This is a genomic window from Micromonospora sp. DSM 43699, assembly GCF_055517075.1.
The window spans coordinates 1-22,010 of the sequence record NZ_JBTMMT010000058.1 but is presented as its reverse complement, the minus strand read 5'-3'; the positions used below and the strand labels follow the sequence as shown (position 1 = coordinate 22,010).

General features: G+C 72.3%; 16 protein-coding genes. 7 read left to right on the top strand and 9 right to left on the bottom strand.

Going from position 1 to position 22,010, the window contains the following annotated elements:
* Positions 1-15: 15 nt before the first annotated feature.
* The 3 genes from AC0AIB_RS23750 to AC0AIB_RS23740 form a co-directional block, all read right to left on the bottom strand.
* On the bottom strand, positions 16-783 hold the full coding sequence (locus AC0AIB_RS23750) for a 3-oxoacyl-ACP reductase (protein WP_328339016.1): 768 nt from the start codon (positions 781-783) through the stop codon (positions 16-18).
* 5 nt (positions 784-788) lie between these two features.
* The gene (locus AC0AIB_RS23745; protein WP_465097511.1) at positions 789-2,144 is read right to left on the bottom strand and encodes an aldehyde dehydrogenase family protein; all 1,356 of its coding nucleotides are present in this window, start codon (positions 2,142-2,144) and stop codon (positions 789-791) included.
* A gap of 105 nt (positions 2,145-2,249) precedes the next feature.
* On the bottom strand, positions 2,250-3,614 hold the full coding sequence (locus AC0AIB_RS23740) for a glutamine synthetase family protein (RefSeq protein ID WP_328339018.1): 1,365 nt from the start codon (positions 3,612-3,614) through the stop codon (positions 2,250-2,252).
* Between the two features lie 616 nt (positions 3,615-4,230).
* Between AC0AIB_RS23740 and AC0AIB_RS23735 the strand changes: the two genes are divergently transcribed.
* Positions 4,231-4,779 (top strand): hypothetical protein, encoded by a 549-nt coding sequence (locus AC0AIB_RS23735; RefSeq protein ID WP_328339021.1) that lies wholly within the window; start codon positions 4,231-4,233, stop codon positions 4,777-4,779.
* Positions 4,780-4,903: 124 nt separating this feature from the next.
* On the opposite strand, the gene AC0AIB_RS23730 is transcribed toward AC0AIB_RS23735, so the two are convergent.
* A complete protein-coding gene (locus AC0AIB_RS23730) occupies positions 4,904-6,523 on the bottom strand; it encodes an amino acid permease (protein ID WP_328339023.1) in 1,620 nt (539 codons plus the stop codon).
* 650 nt (positions 6,524-7,173) lie between these two features.
* Between AC0AIB_RS23730 and AC0AIB_RS23725 the strand changes: the two genes are divergently transcribed.
* The gene (locus AC0AIB_RS23725) at positions 7,174-7,941 is read left to right on the top strand and encodes a DUF5753 domain-containing protein (protein ID WP_465097510.1); all 768 of its coding nucleotides are present in this window, start codon (positions 7,174-7,176) and stop codon (positions 7,939-7,941) included.
* Entirely contained in the window at positions 7,938-8,132 is a 195-nt protein-coding gene (locus AC0AIB_RS23720; protein WP_328348892.1) for a DUF397 domain-containing protein, read from the top strand. The genes AC0AIB_RS23725 and AC0AIB_RS23720 overlap by 4 nt, the downstream gene beginning before the upstream one ends.
* Before the next feature lie 37 nt (positions 8,133-8,169).
* Here AC0AIB_RS23720 and AC0AIB_RS23715 read toward each other — a convergent pair whose 3' ends face one another.
* From AC0AIB_RS23715 to pcaF, 4 genes are all read right to left on the bottom strand, one after another.
* A complete protein-coding gene (locus AC0AIB_RS23715; RefSeq protein WP_328339027.1) occupies positions 8,170-8,670 on the bottom strand; it encodes a DUF456 domain-containing protein in 501 nt (166 codons plus the stop codon).
* Positions 8,671-8,802: 132 nt separating this feature from the next.
* Positions 8,803-10,968 carry a putative bifunctional diguanylate cyclase/phosphodiesterase gene (locus tag AC0AIB_RS23710; protein WP_328339029.1) on the bottom strand — a complete coding sequence of 722 codons (2,166 nt, stop codon included), beginning with the start codon at positions 10,966-10,968 and terminating at the stop codon, positions 8,803-8,805.
* 7 nt (positions 10,969-10,975) lie between these two features.
* Positions 10,976-11,794 (bottom strand): SAM-dependent methyltransferase, encoded by an 819-nt coding sequence (locus AC0AIB_RS23705; RefSeq protein ID WP_328339031.1) that lies wholly within the window; start codon positions 11,792-11,794, stop codon positions 10,976-10,978.
* Positions 11,795-12,161: 367 nt separating this feature from the next.
* Positions 12,162-13,367, bottom strand: a complete 1,206-nt coding sequence (gene pcaF, locus AC0AIB_RS23700; RefSeq protein WP_328339033.1) for a 3-oxoadipyl-CoA thiolase — start codon at positions 13,365-13,367, stop codon at positions 12,162-12,164.
* A 158-nt stretch (positions 13,368-13,525) separates the two neighbouring features.
* Between pcaF and AC0AIB_RS23695 the strand changes: the two genes are divergently transcribed.
* From AC0AIB_RS23695 to AC0AIB_RS23680, 4 genes are all read left to right on the top strand, one after another.
* Positions 13,526-14,491, top strand: coding sequence for a glutathione S-transferase family protein (locus tag AC0AIB_RS23695; RefSeq protein ID WP_465097509.1), 966 nt, complete (start codon positions 13,526-13,528; stop codon positions 14,489-14,491).
* Positions 14,484-15,299 (top strand): DUF998 domain-containing protein, encoded by an 816-nt coding sequence (locus AC0AIB_RS23690; RefSeq protein ID WP_465097508.1) that lies wholly within the window; start codon positions 14,484-14,486, stop codon positions 15,297-15,299. Before AC0AIB_RS23695 ends, AC0AIB_RS23690 begins: the two co-directional genes overlap by 8 nt.
* A 205-nt stretch (positions 15,300-15,504) precedes the next feature.
* On the top strand, positions 15,505-16,815 hold the full coding sequence (locus AC0AIB_RS23685) for a dicarboxylate/amino acid:cation symporter (protein WP_328348893.1): 1,311 nt from the start codon (positions 15,505-15,507) through the stop codon (positions 16,813-16,815).
* A gap of 96 nt (positions 16,816-16,911) precedes the next feature.
* Positions 16,912-17,979, top strand: a complete 1,068-nt coding sequence (locus AC0AIB_RS23680) for an NADH:flavin oxidoreductase/NADH oxidase (RefSeq protein ID WP_328339039.1) — start codon at positions 16,912-16,914, stop codon at positions 17,977-17,979.
* A gap of 220 nt (positions 17,980-18,199) precedes the next feature.
* Here AC0AIB_RS23680 and AC0AIB_RS23675 read toward each other — a convergent pair whose 3' ends face one another.
* The gene (locus AC0AIB_RS23675; protein ID WP_465097507.1) at positions 18,200-21,859 is read right to left on the bottom strand and encodes an ATP-binding cassette domain-containing protein; all 3,660 of its coding nucleotides are present in this window, start codon (positions 21,857-21,859) and stop codon (positions 18,200-18,202) included.
* Between the last annotated feature and the right edge of the window lie 151 nt (positions 21,860-22,010).

The following is a 22,010-nucleotide window of genomic DNA, read 5'->3' as shown; positions in this document are numbered from 1 at the left end:
CACCGCCCGGGCCGCTCACAACGGGGTGACGTAGGCGCCGGTGATGCCGCCGTCGACGACGAACTGGGCGGCGGTCATGAACGACGAGTCGTCGCTGGCCAGGAAGGCGACCGCGGCGGCGATCTCCTCCGGTGCGCCGAACCGGCCCATCGGCACGTGCACCAGCCGGCGGGCGGCCCGCTCCGGGTCGGCGGCGAACAGCTCCAGCAGCAGCGGGGTGGCCACCGGGCCGGGGCAGAGCGCGTTGACCCGGATGCCCTCCCGGGCGAACTGCACGCCCAGCTCCCGGGTCATCGCCAGCACCCCGCCCTTGCTCGCGGTGTACGCGATCTGCGAGGTGGCCGCCCCCATCAGCGCCACGAAGGAGGCGGTGTTGATGATCGAGCCCTTGCCCTGCCGGCGCATGTGCGGGATCGCGTACTTGCAGCACAGGTAGACGCTCGTGGTGTTGACCCGCAGCACCCGTTCCCAGGCGTCCAGCCCGGTGTCGAGGATCGAGTCGTCGTCGGGCGGGGAGATACCGGCGTTGTTGAACGCCACGTCGACCCGGCCGTGTCGCTCGGCGACGCCGTCGAAGAGGCTCCGGACGGCCGCCTCGTCGGCCACGTCGACGGCGACGAACTCCCCGCCGACCTCCTCGGCGGCCCGCCCACCGGCCTCGGCGTCGATGTCGACGCAGACCACCCGGGCCCCCTCGGCGGCGAACCGCCGCACGGTGGCCAACCCGATCCCGCTGCCCGCCCCGGTCACCACGGCGACCCGGTCCTGTAGCCGACCCTGCACTGGCGTCACTCCTCTGTGCTGATGAAGACGTTCTTGACGTCGGTGAAGGCGTGCAGCGCGTCCGGCCCCAGCTCGCGGCCGAGCCCGGAACGCTTCATCCCACCGAACGGGGTCCAGTAACGCACCGAGGAGTGCGAGTTGACGCTCAGGTTGCCCGCCTCCACCGCGCGGGCCAGCCGCAGCGCCCGCCCGACGTCCCGGGTCCAGATCGAGCCGGACAGGCCGTACTCGGTGTCGTTGGCGAGCCGGACGGCGTCGGCCTCGTCGTCGAAGGGGAGCACCGAGACGACCGGCCCGAAAATCTCCTCCCGCCAGTGCCGGTCGGCCGGGGAGTCGGCGAGCAGCACCGTCGGGGCGTGCCAGAAGCCGGGGCCGTCGGGACGGGTGCCGGCGAAGGCGACAGTCGCGCCGTCGAGGTAGCCGGCGACCCGGTCGCGGTGGGCGGCGGAGATCAGCGGGCCCATCTCGGCGGTCTCGGCGGCCGGGTCCTCCACCCGGAGCGCCCGGACCGCCGGTTCGAGCAGTTCCAGAAACCTGTCGTACGCCGGGCGCTGGACCAGGATGCGCGAGCGGGCGCAGCAGTCCTGGCCGGCGTTGTCGAACACCGCGTACGGCGCGGTGGCCGCCGCCTTCTCCAGGTCGGCGTCGGCGAAGACCAGGTTGGCGCTCTTGCCGCCCAACTCCAGGGTGACCCGCTTCACCTGGGCGGCGCAGCCGGCCATGATCCGGGTGCCGACCTCGGTGGAGCCGGTGAAGCAGACCTTGCGTACGGCCGGGTGGGTGACGAAGCGTTCGCCGACCACGTCACCCCGGCCGGGCAGCACGGTGAACACCCCCTCCGGCAGGCCGGCGGCCAGCCCCAGCTCGGCCAGGCGCAGGGCGGTCAGCGGGGTCAGCTCGGCGGGCTTGAGCACCACCGTGTTGCCGGCGGCCAGTGCCGGGGCGAAGCCCCAGCCGGCGATCGGCATCGGGAAGTTCCACGGCACGATCACCCCGACCACGCCGAGCGGTTCGTGGAAGGTGACGTCCCACCCGCCGGGCACCGGGATCTGCTGCCCGGTCAGCCGCTCCGGCGCGCCCGCGTAGTAGTCGAGCACGTCACGGACGTTGCCCGCCTCCCAGCGCGCGTTGCCGATGGTGTGCCCCGAGTTGCGCACCTCCAACAGCGCCAACTCCTCCAGGTGCGCGTCCACCAACCCGGCGAACCGCCGCAGAATCCGCCCCCGCTCCCCCGGCGCGACCGCCCGCCAGCTCTCGAACGCGACCGCAGCCCGCCCGATAGCCGCATCCACCTCCCCCACCCCGGCCCCCGCCACCTCCGCGACCACCGCCCCACTCGCCGGATCCACCACCCGCGTCACGCCCCACCCCTTTCCCCGTCGATCATGGAGTTGCGGTCCCCCACATAAGCCACAATCAGCCACATACCGCCCACCAATACTCCATGATCGATCCGGGGGTGGGGGTCAGAGGCGTTCGAAGCCACGGGTGAGTTCCCAGTCGGTGACGGCGGCGTCGAAGGCGGCGAGTTCGACCTGGGCCATGTTGGTGTAGTGGGCGTGGACCTCTTCGCCGAAGGCGGTGCGGGCGAGGTCGGAGGTCTGCCAGAGGGTGAGGGCGTCGCGGAGGGTGGGCGGGACGCGCTCGGCCGTCGGGTCGTCGTAGGCGTTGCCGGTGCACTCGTCGGGCAACTCCAGCTCCTGCTCGATGCCGTGCACCGCCCCGGCGACCAGGGCGGCGATCGCCAGGTACGGGTTGACGTCCGCGCCGGGCACCCGGTTCTCCACCCGCATGCCCTGCCCGTGGCCGACCAGCCGCAGCGCGCAGGTGCGGTTGTCGGTGCCCCAGCGCAGCGCGGTCGGCGCGAACGAACCGGGCTGGTAACGCTTGTAGGAGTTGATGTTCGGGGCGAACAGCAGGCTCATCTCCCGCATGGTGGCGAGCAGCCCGGCCAGCACCCGCTGCCCGGTCACGCTGAGTTGCGCCGGCCCGTCGCCGAGCATCGCCGAGCGGCCGTCGATATCGCGCAGCGAGAAGTGGATGTGGCAGGAGTTGCCCTCCCGGGCGTTCGGCTTGGCCATGAAGGTGATCGACACGCCCTCCTGGGCGGCGATCTCCTTGGCCCCGTTCTTGTAGATCACGTGGTGGTCGGCGCAGGCCACCGCCTCGTCGTACCGGAAGGCGATCTCGTGCTGGCCGAGGTTGCACTCGCCCTTGGCGCTCTCCGGGGTGAGCCCCGCGCCGGCCATCTCGGTGCGGATCCGGCGCAGCAGCGGCTCCACCCGGGCGGTGCCGAGCAGCGAGTAGTCCACGTTGTACTGGTTGGCCGGGGTGAGGTCGCGGTAACCGCGCTGCCAGGCCTCCTCGTACGAGTCGCGGTAGAGGACGAACTCCAGCTCGGTGCCGGCGTACGCGGTCAGCCCGTGGTCGGCCAGCCGGTCGAGCTGCCGGCGCAGGATCTGCCGGGGCGAGGCGACCACCGGGCCGGAGCCGTCCAGCCACTCCAGGTCGGCCAGGAGCAGGACGCTCCCCGGCTGCCAGGGCATCCGGCGCAGGGTGGACAGGTCGGGGCGCATGGCGAAGTCGCCGTAGCCGCGTTCCCAGCTCGACATCGCGTACCCGTCGACGGTGTTCATGTCGACGTCCACGGCGAGCAGGTAGTTGCAGCCCTCGCTCCCGTTGGCCACCACCTGGTCGAGGAAGAACGGGGCGTGGAACCGTTTGCCCTGGAGGCGGCCCTGCATGTCGGTCAGGGCGAGCACCACCGTGTCGATCTCGCCCTCGGCGACGGCGACCCGGAGCTGTTCCAACGTGAGCGGGGCTCTTCTCATCCGTGCGCCTCCATCACCAAGGTCTACCGGCCTAGCGGATCACCGTCAATGCCCCGTCCGGACGTCCCGGCAAACCCCCATCGGCGGGCACACCGACCCGGCCCGGGCCGGGTCGCCGGGCGGCACCCGGCCGCCCCTGTCCGGCGACCGTACTCCGGCCGACCCTCGGGTTCCCCGGCGCGTGCGGACGCCACGCGACACGGACGCGAGATGCCCTGCGGTGCAGGCGGAAGATGCCGTGCGACACGGGCGGAAGATGCTATGCCATACAGGCGGGAATTGCAGGAGCGCACAACACCGGAGGCGATCCTTTCGCGCGCGGGAAAGATGCACGGCGAAACGCGGTTCATCCGTTCGGGCAGACCATCAATCCGGTTATCGGTAATCGCACGGTGACCTTGCGTGAAGGTCGCCGCCTTGCCAGACTCTGACCAATCGGTTTCGACGCACCGCGCTTTATCGAATGACCCGCCCACCTTTCCCGGCGAACACCTGCGCAGGTGCGCGCGATGCGCGGTGCGTTCATCGGGAAAACGGCTGGTCGGCGCATCCGTCGCACCCGATGGGATTCCAGCACCGCCCGAACTGCTCCATCACGACGCACAAAGGACGGGTAATGACGAGAGTACGTAGGCGTGGCACACCCCGATCCTTCGCCGCCCTGGTGGCGATCGCCCTCTCCACCGTGCTGCTCGCGGTGGCCGCCCCGGCCCAGGCCGCACCCCCCTCCGGCGCCGAGTCGACAGGCCCCCTGACTTCCCTTTCCGCCGGAAACATCGGTCGGTCGGCGAATTCCTCCGGCACGCTCGCCTCGACCTCGATAACGGGGACCGTCGGCTCCATCAGTGTCACCTGCACGCTGACGCCGAGCACCCCGTTCGTCTACTACGGCGGCCCGTACGGCGGCGGCGAGGAGGGCCTCGCGTCAGTGCAGTGCACCTATCCCGTCTACGCGATCCAGGTCGAGGTCGCCCTGTTCCGCTACGGCACCCAGGTCACCTACAACACCAAGACGGCTTACAGCACCACCCTCGGTACCGTCGACACCGAGTACCCCCGGTCCACCGGCCAATACCAGACGGGTGCGGACGCCTTCATCACCTGGACCTACGGCGGCTCCACCAGTTTCATCCCGCTGACCTTCAGCAACAGCGTCTACCTCTGATCCTCTGACCCGCACCGGCGCACACCGGCCGGCACCAGGGCAGCCCCTGGCCGGAGCCCTCCTCCCGGAGGCTTCCGCCAGGGGCTGCCCACTGGCGTACCGTGGGCGACCGGAAGGTCCGTGGTCAGGCCGGTCCGTCGGCCCGCGCGGCGTCCGCCGTCGCATGCGCCCCCGGCCCGGGTACGTCGACGGTGCGGCGGGGGCCGGTGAACCACTTTCGGGCCGAGGCGTACCACCAGATGCCCACTCCGAGCAGCACCCCGCCGACGGCCAGCGGCGCGTAGTTCACCGCCGACCAGCTGAACTCCGCGTTGCCGGGCACCCCGGCCGGCACGATCGGCAGCACGAAGTAGACCGAGATGATCACGATCTCCACCACCGCGATCCACCCGAACAACCTGTACTTGCGGCCGAGCGTCCACGGCCCCGGCTCGAACCGGTCCCCCATCCGCAGCCGTAGCGCGATCGGGATGACGAAGGACAGGTAGAGGCCGATCACCGCCACCGACACCACCGCGTAGAAGGCGACCGGGACACCGCCGCTCTGGTAGAGCGCCGGCAGGGTGAGCACCAGGCCGGCCAGCGTCGCCCCGATGATCGCGTTGGCCGGGGTGCCGTTGCGGTCGACCTTGGACCACAGCCGCCAGCCGGGCACCGCGCGGTCCCGGCTGAACGCGTACGTCATCCGGCTCATCGAGGTCACGCAGCTCATCCCGCAGAAGAACTGCCCGATGGTGGAGATGATGATGACCGTCTTGAAGAAGAACGGGGTCAACGCCGACTCGAAGATCGCCCCGGAGAATCCGCCGGCCGCGTTGATCGCGTCCACGTCGGTGGCGGCGAACAGGAACGCCAGCAGCAGGATCCAGCCGCCCACCGCCGAATAGAAGATCGACCGCCACAGCCCCTTCGCGGCGGCCTGCGACGCGCCCCGGGTCTCCTCGGAGACGTGCGCGCAGGCGTCGAATCCGGTGATCGTGTACTGGGTGAGCAGGAATCCCAGCGGCAGCACATAGAACCAGAACGTCAACCCGCCGGTGTCGCCGTCACCGAATCCGGAGTTGTTGAACCGCTCGGTGAACACGAACTGGAAACTCTGGTGCTCGTCCGGCACCAGCAGCAGGATGGCCACCACGGCGGCCGCGCCGGCCACGTGCCACCAGACCGAGACGTTCTGGAGTACGTCGATGATCCGGTGCCCGAAGATGTTGATCAGCCCGTGCAGGGCCAGGATGATCACGAACAGGACGAATGCCTGCCGTAGCGTCCCCTCCCACCCGTCGAAGAGCGCCGACAGGGTCAGGTTGAGGAAGGTGGCGCAGCCGTAGTCCACCGACGCGGTGACCGCGACGAGGCCGATCAGGTTGAGCCAGCCGGTGAACCAGCCGTGCACCGGCCTGCCCATCTTCGCCGCCCACCAGTAGATCCCCCCGGCCGTCGGGTACGCCGAGACCAGCTCGGCCAGGCAGAACCCGATGATCAGGATGAACAGCGAGATCAGCGGCCAGCCCCAGGAGATGGCGACCGGCCCGCCGTTGTTCCACGCCTGGCCGAAGGTGGTGAAACAGCCGGCCAGGATCGAGATGATCGAGAACGAGATGGCGAAGTTGGAGAAGCCGCTCCACTTGCGGTGCAGCTCCTGCTGGTAGCCGAGTTCGGCGAGTCGTCGGGCGTCGTCGTCCGGCGCGTGCGGTTGCCCGACGGTCGGCGGTTGTCCGGTGGTCGGCGGGGGCGTTGTGGCCACAGCACACCTCCCTGAGGTGGTACCCGGTGCTGCCCGGGTGGTCCCGGTGCGAGTGCGCCCGAGTCTCGTCCCGCCGATCACCACGGTCAATCCGTCGCCGGTGCCGAACTCGTAAAATCGCGTCGCCCCAGCGCGGCGGTGGGGACGTCCCGGCCCGGCGGTAATCAGGTTGCCCCGGGCACTGCACCGACGCATGCTTGAGCCCGTGACCAGGCCCGATCGCGACGGGCCGACGCCGGGCGCTCGGCAGGAGCCCGGCTCACGGCGGCGCGGGGCGTCCACCTCTCTCTCACGTACGGCGTGTCGCCGTACCCGACGGACGTCCCGCATCGCCGTACCCGGTCGACACCGGGCCGACCGCCCTGGTGACCATGCGCACCGCCCTTGCCGCGACGGTGAACCGTCCGGTCAGAGGCTGCCACCGGTGCTGCGGAGGTTACTGCCGTCAGTCGGGTTCCGGTGATCGTCCAGACGACGGCGGGCCTGCGCCGACGCCGCCAGGTCAAGGACCACGTCGTCCCCGTCGATCGCCGTCCGTCGCCTGCGGAGCCACAGTGCCGACGCCACGAGGACCAGCAGATCGTGATGGGATCAGTACACGACGTTAATCTATGCTCACGGACGTTCGTGACATCCACCATAGAGGCGGGATGAACCACGCACTTCAGGAGGCCATGGCAGAGGTCGGCGAGACAGCAGAGAGTCTTGCTGCTCAAACAGGCGTAGACCCCAAGACGGCAGCGCGGTGGATATCTCCGGGACGTGTGCCGCAACCACGCCGACGGGTGACAGTGGCCGCCATCCTCGGCCGGGACGTTGGTGACCTATGGCCCGATGTCCTCAAGCGCCGCGAGCCACAGTGGCTGAGAAAATGGGTCGACTGGGAGCGCGAAGCGGTCGCGCTGCGGTGGTACGAACACACCTGGGTTCCCGGCCTGCTCCAGACCGAGGCGTACGCGCGAGCCACACTGGGACACAACCTGCTGCCTCCGGACGAGATCGAGGAGCGCGTGGCCTCGCGGCTCGATCGCAGCTCCATCCTCACCAGCGACAGGCCCCCGCAACTCGTCGCCGTCATCGACATGGCGGCGTTACGTCGCCCAATGAAGAGTCACCCCGCCGCGATGAAGGAACAGTTCACCCACCTGGCCGAGATGGTCGAGCTACCGCACATACAGATCCTCGTGGTGAGTGAGGACACTGGGCTCTACCCTGGACTACAGGGCGGCTTCATTCTTGGCACCCTTGGTGACGGCTCAGTAGTGGCACATCTCGATCATCAAGTGCGAGCGCAGGTGGTGAATGAGACCGATGACCTTGTTACCCTCCAGCAAACGTGGGAGGTGATCAGAGGCGAAGCCTTCTCCCGTAAGCAATCACTCAACCTGATCAAGGAAGCAGCGAATACATGGACCTGACCGGCGCACAGTGGCGCAAGAGCACCAGGAGCGGCAGCAACGGCGGCTCGTGTGTCGAAGTGGCCGACAACCTCCCCGGCGTCGTCCTGGTGCGGGACACCAAGGACCGCGACGGCGGCACCCTGACCCTCGCGCCGGACACCTGGCAGGCGTTCGTCGACCTGGCCAAGCAGATCGGCCCCGCTGCCTGACCTGCCGCCCGTCCATCGCCGGTCCACGGTGGGCGGGTCAGGTGAAGAGGAGGCCGGCGATCCAGAGGGCGGCGACCACCAGGCCGGCCAGGAACTCCACCAGCATGGACAGGCCGGCGGCCTTCAGCGCCTGCACGGTCGCCGGCCAGGCGAGCTGGTTGCTGCCCAGCCGCAGCCGTTCGGCCCCCCACACCCCGCCGACGAAGCCGATCACCAGGCCGATCACCGGGATGACGAAGAACCCCACCAACCCGAGCAGCCCCCCGACGAGCAGCGACGACGTCGGCACCCCGGTGCGCTTGAGGTTGCGCCCCGGCCAGGCGTACTTGATCACGGCACCGGCGGCGGCGACCACGGTGGCCGCGCCGAGCACCGCCCAGCGTCCCGGCCCGGCGTCGCCGAAGATCGCCCAGAGCAGCACCCCACCCCAGCACAGCGGCAGCGCCGGCAGACCGGGCACCACCACCCCGGCCAGCCCGGCGACTATCGCGATCGCCGCGACCACCGAGACCGCCGCCCCACCATCGGTCAGGCTCACCCCGCCACCTCTCCCCCGCACGGTCCCGCCCGGTCACGTCGTCACCATGCCAGAGCACCGGGCTCCCCGCCGGCCACCCGCACCCGACCGGCCGCTTCCGGCCGCCCCACCCCGAACTGGCCGGGGAGCAGGTCACTCCGTCGTCTCCCCGCGCAGGCGGGCGGTGATCTGGTCCGCCGGGGCGGGCGCGCCGAACCACCGGCCCTGCCCGGTGTCGCAGCGCAGCGCCCGCAGCCGTTCAGCCTGCTCCCCGGTCTCCACCGCCTCGGCGGTCACCCACAGCTCCAGCGCGTGCGCCAACCGGACCAGCGCGTCCACGATCCGTTCGTCGCGGTGGTCGGGCGGGGAGTCGCCGCCGTCACCCCGGATGCCCTCGACGAACGGTCCGGCCAGCTTCAGACAGTGGATCGGCAGCCGTCGCAGGTAGACCAGGTTGGAGTAGCCGGTGCCGAAGTCGTCGATGGCCAGTCGTACGCCCAGATCGGCCAACCGGTACAACGACCGTAACGGCTCCCCGGCGGTGCCCATCACGGCGCTCTCGGTCAACTCCAACTGCAACAGCTCCGCCGGCAGGCCCGTCCGGCTCAGCGCGCTGGCCACCGTGTCCACGATGGCCGGATCGTCCGCCTGTCGGGCCGCCAGGTTGACGCTGACCACCAGCTTCGCCTCGGGGAACTCTCGGTGCCAGGCGCGGGCGTCGCGGCACGCCTGCCGGAGCACCCACTCGCCGAGCCGGACGATCAGCCCGGTCTCCTCGGCCAGCCCGATGAACCGGTCCGGGCCGACCAGGCCCAGCTCCGGGTGTGCCCAGCGGACCAGCGCCTCCACCGCGATCATCGAGCCGTCCAGCAGGGAGACGATCGGCTGGTAGTGGACCACGAACTCGCCCCGATCCAGGGCCGCCGGCAGGCCGGCGGCCAGCGCGGACCGGGCGATGTCGGCGGCGCTGCGCTCCGGGTCGTACACCGCCCAGCGGCCCCGGCCCTCCGCCTTAGCCCAGTACAGCGTGGTGTCGGCGGCCTTCATCAGCTCGGAGACGCTGGTTTCGCTGGCCGGGCACTCGACCACCCCGATGCTCGCCGAGACGGCGAGCTGGTGGTCGCCGACCAGCACCGGCGCGGCCACCGCGGCGAGCGCCAGCTCGGCGACCCCCACCGCGTCGTCGATCCCCTCGCCGCCGTTCACCAGGATGACGAACTCGTCCCCGCCCATCCGGGCCACCAGGTGCCCCTGACCGATGACGCAGTCGGAGAGCCGGCGGGCGATGGTGACCAGCAGCCGGTCGCCGAGGTCGTGGCCGAGGCTGTCGTTGACCGCCTTGAAGCCGTCGAGGTCGAGGAAGCAGACGCCGATCCGCTGATCCGGGGCGGCGTCGGCGAAGACCTGACCGAGGGTCTCGAAGAACAGCGTCCGGTTGGGCAGGCCGGTCAGCGGGTCGTGCAGTGCCTGGAAGCGTAACCGCTGCTGGAGCTCGTACCGCTGGGTGATGTCCTCGATCATCGCGACGGTGAACCGGGGGCGGCCGTCGTCGTGCCGGATCAGCGAGACGGCCAGATCCGTCCAGACGACGGTGCCGTCCTTGCGGTAGTAGCGCTTCTCCACCCGTACGCTGTCGTGCTTGCCCTCGATCAGCTCCTGGTAGAGCTCCCACATGCCGGCCGCGTCCTCGGCGTGGAAGAGCGACGCCACGTTGGCCTGCCGCAGCTCCTCAGGGGTGTACCCGAGCATGTCGGCGAAGGACTGGTTGACGTCGATGATCTGACCGTCGATGCCGGCGATGCCGATGCCGATGGCCGCGCCGGTGAAGACCGCCCGGAACCGGGCCTCGCTGTCGCGCAGCGCCCGCTCCACCGAGTCCCGGGCCTGCCAGGCCGACCTGGCGATCCGCTCCTGCTGACTGAAGGTACGGTCCCGCAGCGCGCGGCCGAACCCGGCCGCCAGCCCGCCCTGCGATGCGGCCACCCGGGCGGCCAGGTCGGCCGGCAGGTCGACCGGGGGCAGCACCCGCTGCGGCAACTGCTCACCCAGCGCCCGCACCGACCAGTCGAGAATCCTCGGCTCGGTCAGGTGCGCCTCCACAAGCGCCCGACCGACGTCCTCCGCCGGGGTGGTGGAGAAGTCGTCGGCGAGCAGGGCCTGCGCCAGCCGTACGGTGTGCACGAGCAGCAGTCGTTCGGTCTCGTCCGCGCTCATCGGCACGAACCCGAGCCGGCGTACCGCCCGGGCCCAGTCGGCGGCGTAGCCCTGGGCGCCCGGACGGGCCGCGTCGGTGCCGCCGGATTCCGGTACGGCGGACATGTCCGGCTCAGCCGGCCGGACGGTCGTGCCGCGCGACGCCGCCGAACGCCCCGAACCGCTCGGGGTGATCGTCCACGTCGGACGGCGAGTCGGGCCGCCACAACGGCATGTGCACCACACCGGGCTCCAGTACCGTCCAGTCGCCGAAGAAACCGGTGATCTCGGCGCGGGACCGCAGCGTGATCTCGGTGTCGGTACGCGCAGAGAGGCGTTGCGCGTCCAGCATCTCCTGTGGCTGGTCCTCGAAGGTGGAGTGGGAGACGACCAGGAAGCTGCCGGGTACGGCGGCGGCCCGCAGGATGGCCAGGATGTCGGCCGGCCGGTCGGCGTCCGGGACGAAGTGCACGACCCCGGCGAGCAGGATGCCGAGCGGCCGGTCGAAGTCGATCAGGCCACTGGCCTGGGCCTCGTCCAGGATCCTCTTCGGCTCGCGCAGGTCGGCGTGGACGGCGACGGCCTTGTCGTTGCCGGCGAGCAGTTCCCGGCTGTGCGCCACGGCGACCGGGTCGATGTCGACGTAGACGATCCGGGCCTGCGGGTTGGCGGCCTGGGCGACCTCGTGGACGTTGCCGACGGTGGGGATGCCCGAACCGATGTCGAGGAACTGGTCGATGCCGGCGTCGAGCAGCACCCGGACCGCGCGGCGCAGGAACTCCCGGCCGGAGCGCATGGTGGCGGCGAGGTTCGGGGTCATGCTGGCGATCTGCTCGGCGAGCCGCCTGTCGATCTCGAAGTTGTGCGCACCGCCGAGGAAGTAGTCGTAGACCCGGGCGGCACTGGGCCGGCTCAGGTCGATCTCGGCGGGAAGTCCGTCCGGCGTCTGCATCTCTGCCTGGCCCCCAGTGTGTCGCCGCGGTGCGGGAGGGCACCGGCGTCGGCGGCGTGCGCGGGCACGCGGAGCCGCACCGGCCGACCCGCGGATCGTGTGGTGCTGACCACTCTAGGCCCGTCGGTCCAGGTACGGGAGATCAGCTCAGCCCGATCTGTGGCCGGCCGGACAGCCTGGCTGACCTGCGGTCACCGTAGGAAGTCAAGCGCACACCGAAAGGTGACGGCGGTAGCCGGACCGGACACCCCGCCCCGGTTGATCGGCGGGAGGTCCGACGGTCGGCCCGGCCGGTCTGGCCCTATGGCCAACAGTGATCGGCCCGGCCGGGTCAGGCGGCGGGTCACCGATAGCCGGCCGAGCCGGTTCAGTCGGCGGATTCGAGCAGCAGGGAGATGCCCTGGCCCACCCCGACGCACATGGTCGCCAGGGCCCGCCGGCCGCCCCGGCGGCGCAGTTCCAGGGCGGCGGTCAACGCCAGCCGGGCCCCGCTGGCCCCCAACGGATGCCCCAGGGCGATCGCCCCGCCGTTCGGGTTGACGTGCTCGGCGTCCTCCGGCAGGCCCAGTTCGCGCAGCACCGCGATCCCCTGCGCGGCGAACGCCTCGTTCAGCTCGATCACGTCGACGTCGGCCAGGGCCACACCGAGCCGGTCCAGCAGCCGGCGGGTGGCCGGCACCGGCCCGATCCCCATGACCCGGGGCGGTACGCCGGCCGCCGCCGCGCCGCGGACCCGGGCGAGCGGGGTCAGGTCGTACCGGGACACCGCCGCCTCGGAGGCGACAAGCAGGGCCACCGCGCCGTCGTTGACGCCCGAGGAGTTGCCGGCGGTGACCGTGCCGCCGGCCCGGAACGGGGTGGGCAGCGCGGCAAGCTTCGAAAGCGTGGTCTCCCGGGGGTGCTCGTCGACCTCGACCAGCTTCGTCTCCCGGCGGCCGGCCGGCACGGTCACCGGCACGATCTCCTCGGCGAACCGGCCGTCGGCCTGCGCCTTGGCGGCCCGCTGCTGCGACCGCAGCGCGAACTCGTCCTGCGCGCGCCGGTCGACGCCGAACTCGGCGGCCACGTTCTCGGCCGTCTCCGGCATCGAGTCGATGCCCCAGCCCGCCTCCATCAGCGGGTTGACCAGCCGCCAGCCGAGGGTGGTGTCGTACACCTCGGCGGCGCGGGAATAGGGCGTGGTGGCCTTCGGCATGACGAACGGGGCCCGGCTCATGCTCTCCACACCACCGGCGAGCACCAGGTCGGCCTCCCCGGCCGCCACGGCGCGGGCGGCGGTGGCCAGCGCGTCCAGGCCGGAACCGCAGAGCCTGTTGACGGTGCTGCCCGGCACCTCCTGCGGCAGGCCGGCCAGCAGCGCCGCCATCCGGGCCACGTTGCGGTTGTCCTCACCGGCCTGGTTGGCGCAGCCCAGCACCACGTCGTCGACCCGGTTCCAGTCCACCGTCGGGTGTCGGGAGACCAGTTCGCGCAGCACGTGGGCGGCCAGGTCGTCGGGGCGCACCCCGGCGAGGGCGCCGGCGTACCGGCCGATCGGGGTACGGACTCCGGCCACGAGGTATGCCACGGTCATCGACGCACGTCCTTCGGGGGTGGGAAGGGGCTGGCGGTCGCCCGGGTCACGGGGGACGTCGGCGTCAGGATATCCGGGCCCGCGCCGGAGGGCTTCCCGCACACCCGCGCCACGACGGGACGCCTGTCGGCCTGGCCCGCGCCGGATAGGTTGGCGGTATGACCCGGGCCCAGTTCAGCGCAGAGACCTCCGGCGGCGGGGCCTTCGTCCGCCAGCCCAACCGGTTCACCGGCCGGGTCAGCCCGCACTCCACGTCGCCCGCGGGCGGCGGCCCGGACGACCAGGGGCGTTGGCCGCTGGAGGCCGGTCGCTACCGGTTGATCTGGTGCCGGGCCTGCCCGTGGGCACACCGGGCCCGGATCGTGCGCGGTCTGCTCGGCCTGGACGAGGTGATCTCGCTGGGCACGGTCGACCCGATCCGCGACGAACGGGGGTGGCGGTTCACCCTGGATCCGGACGGCGTCGACCCGGCGCTGGGCGTCTCTTTCCTCTCCGAGGCCTACCTCGCCACCGACCCGGACTACACCGGCCGGGTGACCGTGCCGGCGCTGGTGGACACACTGACCGGCCGGGTGGTCAGCAACGACTATCCGCAGCTCACCCTCGACCTGTCGACACAGTGGCGACGGTTCCACGCCCCGGACGCCCCCGACCTCTACCCGGTCGCGCTGCGGCCGGACATGGACGCGTTGATGGCGGACATCCACGCCGACGTCAACAACGGTGTGTACCGGTGCGGCTTCGCCACCTCCCAGCAGGCGTACGACGAGGCGTACACGGCGTTGTTCGACAGGTTGGACGCGCTGTCGCAGCGGCTGGCGGAGCGGCGCTACCTGATGGGTGACTCGATCACCGAGGCGGACGTCCGGCTGTTCACCACCCTGATCCGCTTCGACGTGGCATACCACGGACATTTCAAGTGCAACAGGCAGAAGCTGACCGAGATGCCGGTGCTGTGGGCGTACGCCCGGGATCTGTTCCAGACCCCGGGCTTCGGTGCGACGGTGGACTTCGACCACATCAAGCGGCACTACTACGCCACCCACCGCGAGATCAATCCGACCGGCGTCGTGCCGGCGGGTCCGGACACCGCCGGTTGGCTCACCCCGCACGGCCGTGCCTGACCCCGTCCCCGGGTCCGACGCTGGCCCCGCGCTCGCCCCTGACCTCGGTGCCGAAGCGGGAGCACCCCCCGGCCCCGAGGCCGGACCCGTACCGGTCCGGGTGGTCGCCGGGTGGGCCGCCGCCGGGTGCGTGCTGGTCGGCACGGTCGCGGTGACGGTCGCCGTCGCGGCCGGTCCGGTCAGCCTGTCGAGCGGGTACGTCAGTGAGGCCGGCATCACCGGCAACGCTTTCGCGTCGACGTACCGGATGGGGGTCTTCGCCCTGGCGGCGGCGCTGCTGGTGCTGGCCGCCGCGCTGCCGGCGGCGCTGCGGCTCGCGGCCGGCCTGCTCGCGGCCGGCGCGGCCGGCACGGCGCTCTCCGGTGCGGTGACGTGCAGCGCCGGCTGCCCGCTGCCACCGTTCGAGGCGACGACGCCGGCCGACCTGGTGCACGCCGGGGCCAGCATCGCGGCGGCCGGGGCGACAGTGCTCGCGATGCTTGTGGTCGGGTTCCTCCGCCCGGCGACGGCGGCCCTGCGACGGGTGGCCCGGATGGCCGGGGTGGTGGCGTTGCCGGTGGCCGGGGTGATCGCGCTGGGTCTGCTGACGGTGGGGCGGGGTGGCCTGGTGGGGGGCCTGGAACGGGTGCTGCTGGTGATCTGCGCCGGCTGGGGCCTGAGCACCGCTCTGCTGCTGACCCGGCACCGGCACGACCTGCCCGCAGCGGTCCGGCCCGGTGCGACCGGAGCTGACCGACCAGGCGTGACAGGTGATCCGGAGCAGGCCGGACGTGACGAACGGGTCGCCGGGTCGAGAACACCCGTGTAAGGAGCCTCACGCCGGGCACTCATTCCACCTGCCGTCCGGCCGGGAGTAACGTCGGCAGGCGATGACCAATGTCTGGCACCTGACCGTGCGCCTGTACGTCGACCTCCGACGGCAGGCCAGCGGGGTCTGTCCGGCGTAGCCGCGCTCCTGACGCCGCCCGCCGACCACCCCTGCTGACCTTGGACACATCCTGATGGCTTCCGCCCTGCGTAAGTTCCCCTTCTCCGCCCAGATCCTGCTCGGCCTGGTGCTCGGCGTGGCGCTGGGCTTCCTCGCCCGCGCCAACGACCTGAGCTGGCTGGCCAGCACCCTCGACACCGTCGGCGGCCTCTTCGTCCAGCTGCTCAAGCTGGCCGTACCGCCGCTTGTCTTCACCGCCATCGTGGTCAGCGTGGTCAGCCTGCGCGGGGTGGCCAACGCCGCCCGGCTGGCGCTGAAGACGCTGCTCTGGTTCGGCATCACCGCGCTGATCGCGGTGAGCATCGGCATCGGCATCGGCCTGCTCACCGACCCGGGCCGGGGGGTGACCCTGGACGTCGGCGGCGCCACCCCGCCGAAGACCACCGGCTCGTGGACGGACTTCCTCACCGGCATCGTGCCGACCAACCCGGTCGGCGCGTTCGTCGAGGGCAACGTGCTCCAGATCGTCTTCCTCGCCGTGGTGGTCGGTGCCGCCGCGCTGCTTGTCGGCGCGGCTGCCGAACCGTTCGTCGAGCTCAACCGGGCGGTGCTGAGCATCGTGCAGAAGGCGCTGTGGTGGGTGATCCGGCTCGCCCCGATCGGCACCCTCGGCCTGATCGGCCACGCCGTCGCCGCGTACGGCTGGGACCTGCTGGCCCCGCTGGCGAAGTTCACCACCGCCGTCTACGTCGGCTGCGCGATCGTCCTGTTCGTGGTCTACCCGCTGCTGCTGGTGACGGCCGGCCGGCTCAACCCGCTGCGCTTCTTCGCCGGTGCCTGGCCGGCGATCGAGCTGGCCTTCGTCTCCCGCTCCTCGGTGGGCACCATGCCGGTGACCCAGCGCTCCGTCGAGCGGCTCGGCGTCCCCCGCGAGTACGCCTCCTTCGCGGTGCCGTTCGGCGCGACCACCAAGATGGACGGCTGCGCCGCGATCTACCCGGCGCTCGCCGCGATCTTCGTGGCGCAGGTCTTCGGGGTCGACCTCGGGGTCGGCGACTACCTGCTGATCGCCTTCGTCTCGGTGGTCGGCTCGGCCGCCACCGCCGGCCTGACCGGTGCCATCGTGATGCTCACCCTGACCCTGAGCACGCTGGGCCTGCCGCTGGCCGGGGCCGGTCTGCTGCTGGCGATCGACCCGATCCTCGACATGATCCGCACCGCCACCAACGTGGCCGGACAGGCCGTCGTGCCGACCATCGTGGCCGCCCGCGAGGGCACCCTGGACCGGGACGCCTACGCCAACGCCGGCCGGCGCGACCTGATCGACCCCGACGACGAGACCGCCGACGCCGACCGGCCGACCCGCCGGGACGAACTGACGCCGGCACCCGCCTGAGCGCCGGCCGGGTGCCCTGCCGTCGGGGCGGTGGGGCACCCGGCCGGGTCCTCCCCGCCCTGCACCGCTGCCCGTCCGTACCGGAGGATCACCCGCATGAGTGCCCTGTTCACCCCGCTCGCCCTGCGCGGCGTCACCCTGCCCAACCGGATCGCCCTGGCACCGATGTGCCAGTACAGCGCCGGCCCGGACGGCCTGCCCACCGACTGGCACCGGGTGCACCTCGGCTCCCGGGCCGTCGGCGGTGCCGGCCTGGTCCTCACCGAGGCGACCGCCGTCGTCCCCGAGGGGCGGATCAGCCCCCAGGACACCGGCCTCTGGTCCGACGCGCACGTCGACGCGTGGCGTCCGGTCACCGCGTTCGTCGCCGGCCAGGGGGCGGTGCCCGCCGTGCAGCTCGCCCACGCCGGGTTCAAGGCCAGCACGTACCGGCCGTGGGCGCAGGAGCGCGGCGGGGTGCCGGACGCCGAGGGCGGTTGGACGCCGGTCGGGCCGGGAGCCGAGCCGTTCCTGCCCGACTACCGGCAGCCGACCGCGCTGGACGCGGCGGGGATCGCCGAGGTGGTGTCGGCCTTCGCCGTCGCCGCCGGTCGGGCCGTCGACGCCGGCTTCGCCGTGGTGGAGATCCACGCCGCGCACGGCTACCTGCTGCACGAATTCCTGTCCCCGCTGACCAACCACCGCACCGACGGCTACGGCGGCGACCGGGCCGCCCGGATGCGGCTCACCCTGGAGGTGGCCCGCGCGGTACGCGCCGCCGTCGGTGAGCAGGTCCCGGTGCTCGCCCGGATCTCCGCCACCGACTGGGTCGACGGCGGCTGGACGGTGGACGACAGCGTGGCCCTCGCCGCCGAGCTGGCCGCGACCGGGGTGGACCTGGTGGACGCCTCCTCCGGTGGGGCGGCGGCCAGGGCGACCATTCCGGTCGGGCCGGGCTACCAGGTGCCGCTGGCCGCGCGGATCCGCCGCGAGGCGGGCGTCCCGACGGGTGCCGTCGGCCTGATCGTCGAGCCGGAGCAGGCCGAGCAGATCGTCGCCGGCGGGGAGGCCGATCTGGTGCTGCTCGGTCGGGAGCTGCTCCGCGACCCGTACTGGCCACGCCGCGCCGCCGCCAAGCTCGGTGCCACCCCCGACTGGCCCGACCCGTACGCCCGCGCCTTCTGACCCCGCGCCTTCTGACCCCGCGCCGGACGGCCCGGCGGCGGCCCACGCCGGGTCACCGCGCCCTGCGGTCCCGCGGTCGCTGTCTTTGTGGAGAGTTCTTGTCGCCCCAGCGACAAGAACTCTCCACGAACCTGCGGCACCCACCCTGCCCGACGTCGCCCCACCCCAGGCGCGGCACCATCCCGCATCGCAGCGGCGCACCCGGCGCACCGGCCCCGGGTCAGCCGGCCAGGTGGCCCCAGTCGTCCTCCAGGTCACGCCACGGGCCCTGGGCGACGACCGTGCCGTCGACAAGCACCACCACGTGGTCCGCGCGGACCAGCGCGGCCCGTTTGGAGGTGGAGCCGACCACTGTCACCCCGTGCTCGCGCAGCGCCGCCCAGAGCGCCAGCTCGGTGGTGACGTCCAGCGCGGACGACACGTCGTCGGCGACAAGCAGTTCGGTACGCGGCGCGAGGGCCCGGGCCAGCGCCAGCCGCTGCAACTGCCCGCCGGAGAGCCGGGTGCCCTTGTGCCCGATGAGCAGCCCCAACCCGCCCCCGGTCGCCAGGTCGTGGGCGAGCTGGGCGGTGGTCACCGCCCCGGCGGCGTCCACGTCGTGCCCGAGGGCGATGTTGTCGGCCACCGTGCCGGAGAGCACCCGGGGGAGCTGACTGACGTAACCGACCTGCTGGGGGCGGAGGAACAGCTCCGGCTCGGTCACCGGCTCGCCGTTCCAGCGCAGCTCGCCGACGTGGTGCACGATCCCGGCCAGCGCCCGCAGCAGCGACGATTTGCCCGCGCCGACCGGACCGACCACCAGCACCAGTCGGCCCCGGTCCACGGTCAGGTCGACACCCCGGACGGCCAGGGTGCCGTCGGAGTGCACCGCCCCGAAGCCGACCAGTTCCAACCGGCGCAGTGGCCGGCGGGGCGGCGGCTCCGGCGCGGGGGCGGTCCCGGCGACGAGGTCCACCCCGGGCAACTGCGCCGAGTACGCCCCGGTCCCGGTCATCGCCACCGTCCGGCGGGTCCAGACCCGCGCCGACGGGTACTGCGAGACCAGTGACGCGGCGGTCCAGGCAAACCAGCGGGCCGCGCCGAGAGTGGAGACGGCGACCAGGGTGGCACCGGCGGAGAGCCCGCCGGCCAGGTAGAGCGCCCACGCACCGATCGGCAGCAGTCCACTGGCCAGCGAGGGGGTGGACCGGGCCCACACCTGCGCCGAGATCTCCCACCGCTGCCGGTCGCTGCGGACCAGGTCCAGCGCCGAGAGGTGGTCGAGCACCGGCCGGGTCGCGCCGGCCAACTTGACCGTCCGGGCCGCCGACAGCGAGGAGACCAACGCGGTGGCGAAGGCGGCGCGGGCGGCGACGGTGTCCCGGGCGGAGCGTTCCAGCCGGGGGCCGAACAGGGTGGCGGCGAACCCGGAGACGGCCATCGCGCCGAGGAAGAACAACGCCGGTACGAAGCTGCCCGTCACCGCCGTCATGACCACCATGATGACCAGGGCGATGAACTGGTCCGACATGTTGTCGGCGAGCTGCACGACCCGTTCGGTGTCGCCAGCCTGGGCCACCACCTCGGCCGGGGTGTGCGCGCTGGTCCGGCGCGGGCCGGTCTGCCCGTTCACCAGCCGCAGGCTGATCCGCAGCATCTGCCGTACCCACCACTGGGGGAAGCGCAGGTTGGTCCAGTAGGGCAACGGCAGCACGACCAGCAGCGCGCCCGCGATGCCGATCGCCGGCAGCCACGGGTTGCCGCCGTCGACCACGTCCGCCCAGAGCCAGGGCAGCACCGTACCGTCCAGGCCGAACACGGTCATCACCACGAACATCGCGATCGACAACAGGCCGAAACGCGGGTCGTTGGTGGCCAGTCGCAGGATCTCCCGCATGGTCCGCGCGGGGGCGGCGGCCGGCAGCGGCGGCGGCTCCCCCTTCGGTACGGCAACCGCCACCCGCCCGGACGCCCCGGTCTCCCCGGTCGCCCCGTCGGCTCCGACCCGAGCCGGCCCGTCGGCTCCGACCCGAGCCGGCCCGTCGGCTCCGACCCGAGCCGGCCCGTCGGCGGTCGGGCAGGTGACGCCCGGACCGTCGAGCAGGTCCACCCCGCCCCGGGTGGCGCCGGCCAGGGCCACCCCGACCGGGGCGTACGCGGCGGCGTGGCTGGTGGCGAGCAGCTCGGCGAAGCGGGCCGAGGAACGCAGCGGTCCAGCCTCCAGGACCGCCCCGTCGGCCATCACCACCACCTCGTCGCAGCGCTGCACGGAGGAGAGCCGGTGCGCGATGATGATGCCGATCCGGTCGGTGAGCAGGCGTTCGGTCGCCTCGCGTACCCGGGCCTCGGTGACCGGGTCGAGCCGCGCGGTGGCCTCGTCGAGGATCACCACGTGCGGATCGCGGACCAGGATGCGGGCGAACGCCACGAGCTGTTCCTGACCGGCCGAGAGCACGTGGCCGCCCTCGCCGAGCCGGGTCCGGATGCCCTCCGGCAGCTCCGCGACCCAGCCGGTGAGGCCCAGCTCGGCCAGCGCCCGGGGTGCCTCGTCGAGCAGGTCGGGGTCGAACAGGGCGACGTTCTCGGCGAGGGTGCCGGCCAGGATCTCGGTACGCTGCGGCACCACCGCGATCCACCGGCGCAGTTCCTCGACGTCCAGGTCGCACAGGTCGGTGTCACCGAGCAGGACGGTCCCGCGCGGCACCTCGACCGCCCGGGTGAGCACCTTGGCCAACGTGGACTTGCCCGACCCGGTCCGGCCGACCAGCGCGTACGACCGGCCCCGGACGAAGCTGAGCCGGACGTCGCGCAGTGCCGGCCTGCGCTCGCCCTCCCCGCCGGCCGGATGCTCGCCTCTCCCGGCGGCCCGATGCTCGCCCTCCCCGCCGGCCGGACGCTCGCCTTCCCCGGCGGCCGGATAACGGAAGGTGAGCCCGCGCAGGGTCAGGTCGCCCTCGGTGGGGACGACCCCGCCGGACGGTTCCTGTCGGGCGTCGGAGAGCAACAACACCCGGGCCCAGGCGCCGAGCGCGTACTGAAGGTGTGGCACCCAGCGGGAGAGGTGTTCGACGGTCGCGCCGAAGCTCAGCGCAAGCAGCCAGATCGCGGTCAACCGGGCCCCGTCGACCCGGTCGGTGGTCAACGCCCAGGCCCCGGCGAGCACCACTGCGGCGATCCCGACCCGGATGGTGCCGGCGGCGACGGCGGTAACCCGCGCCGACATCAGGAAGACCCGGCGGCAGCGGGCCAGCACCTCGGCCGCCCGCCGGGCGTAGAGCCGCAGCACGTACGGCTGGGCGAGGCTGGTGCGTACGTCGTCCTGGCCGTGCACCGCCTCCTCCATCACGGCGGCCAGGTCCGACCAGGCCTCCTCCTCGAACATCCGCGCCGGCGCGATGGCGGAGGTGGGGCGGCGCAGCAGCACCCCGAGCAGCACGGTGAGCAGCAGCATGGCGACGCCGGCCGGCCACCAGACGAACAGCGCGCTGACCGTGGCGAGCAGGCAGAGCACCAGCCCCTGGACGAGCCGTACGCCGTTGTTCCGCAGCTCGGCGGCGACCTGGTAGACGTCGTTGTCGATCCGGTCGAGCAGTTCACCGACGGGGGTGCCCTCCAGCGTGGGCAGGTCCTGCCCGAGAGCGACCCGGCAGAGCCGGCGGCGCACGTCGGCGGACCAGTCGGCGGTGATGCCCGCCATCAACAGCGCGATCACCAACTCGGCGCAGACGGCGACGACCAGCGCCACGACCAGCGCGGTGAACCAGCCGGCCGAGCGGTGCACCAGTACCGGCCCGGCGACCGCCGAGGCGGCGGCCTGGCCGGCGGCGCCGAGCACCACGAGGACGATCACGACCGTCACGCGACGCGGCGCGGAGGCCCAGAGATCACGGAGCAGGCGCATGGAGATTCCCTCCGGACTCGGGGCGGCGGTCCCCCCAGCCTGCCCCCCAAACCCCCTCCCCTCAACACATTTACCCCCACCCCCACTCCCACCTACCCCCGCTCCCACCTACCCTCACTCCCCCTGCCCCCGCCCCGCTGCCCCCCCGTCC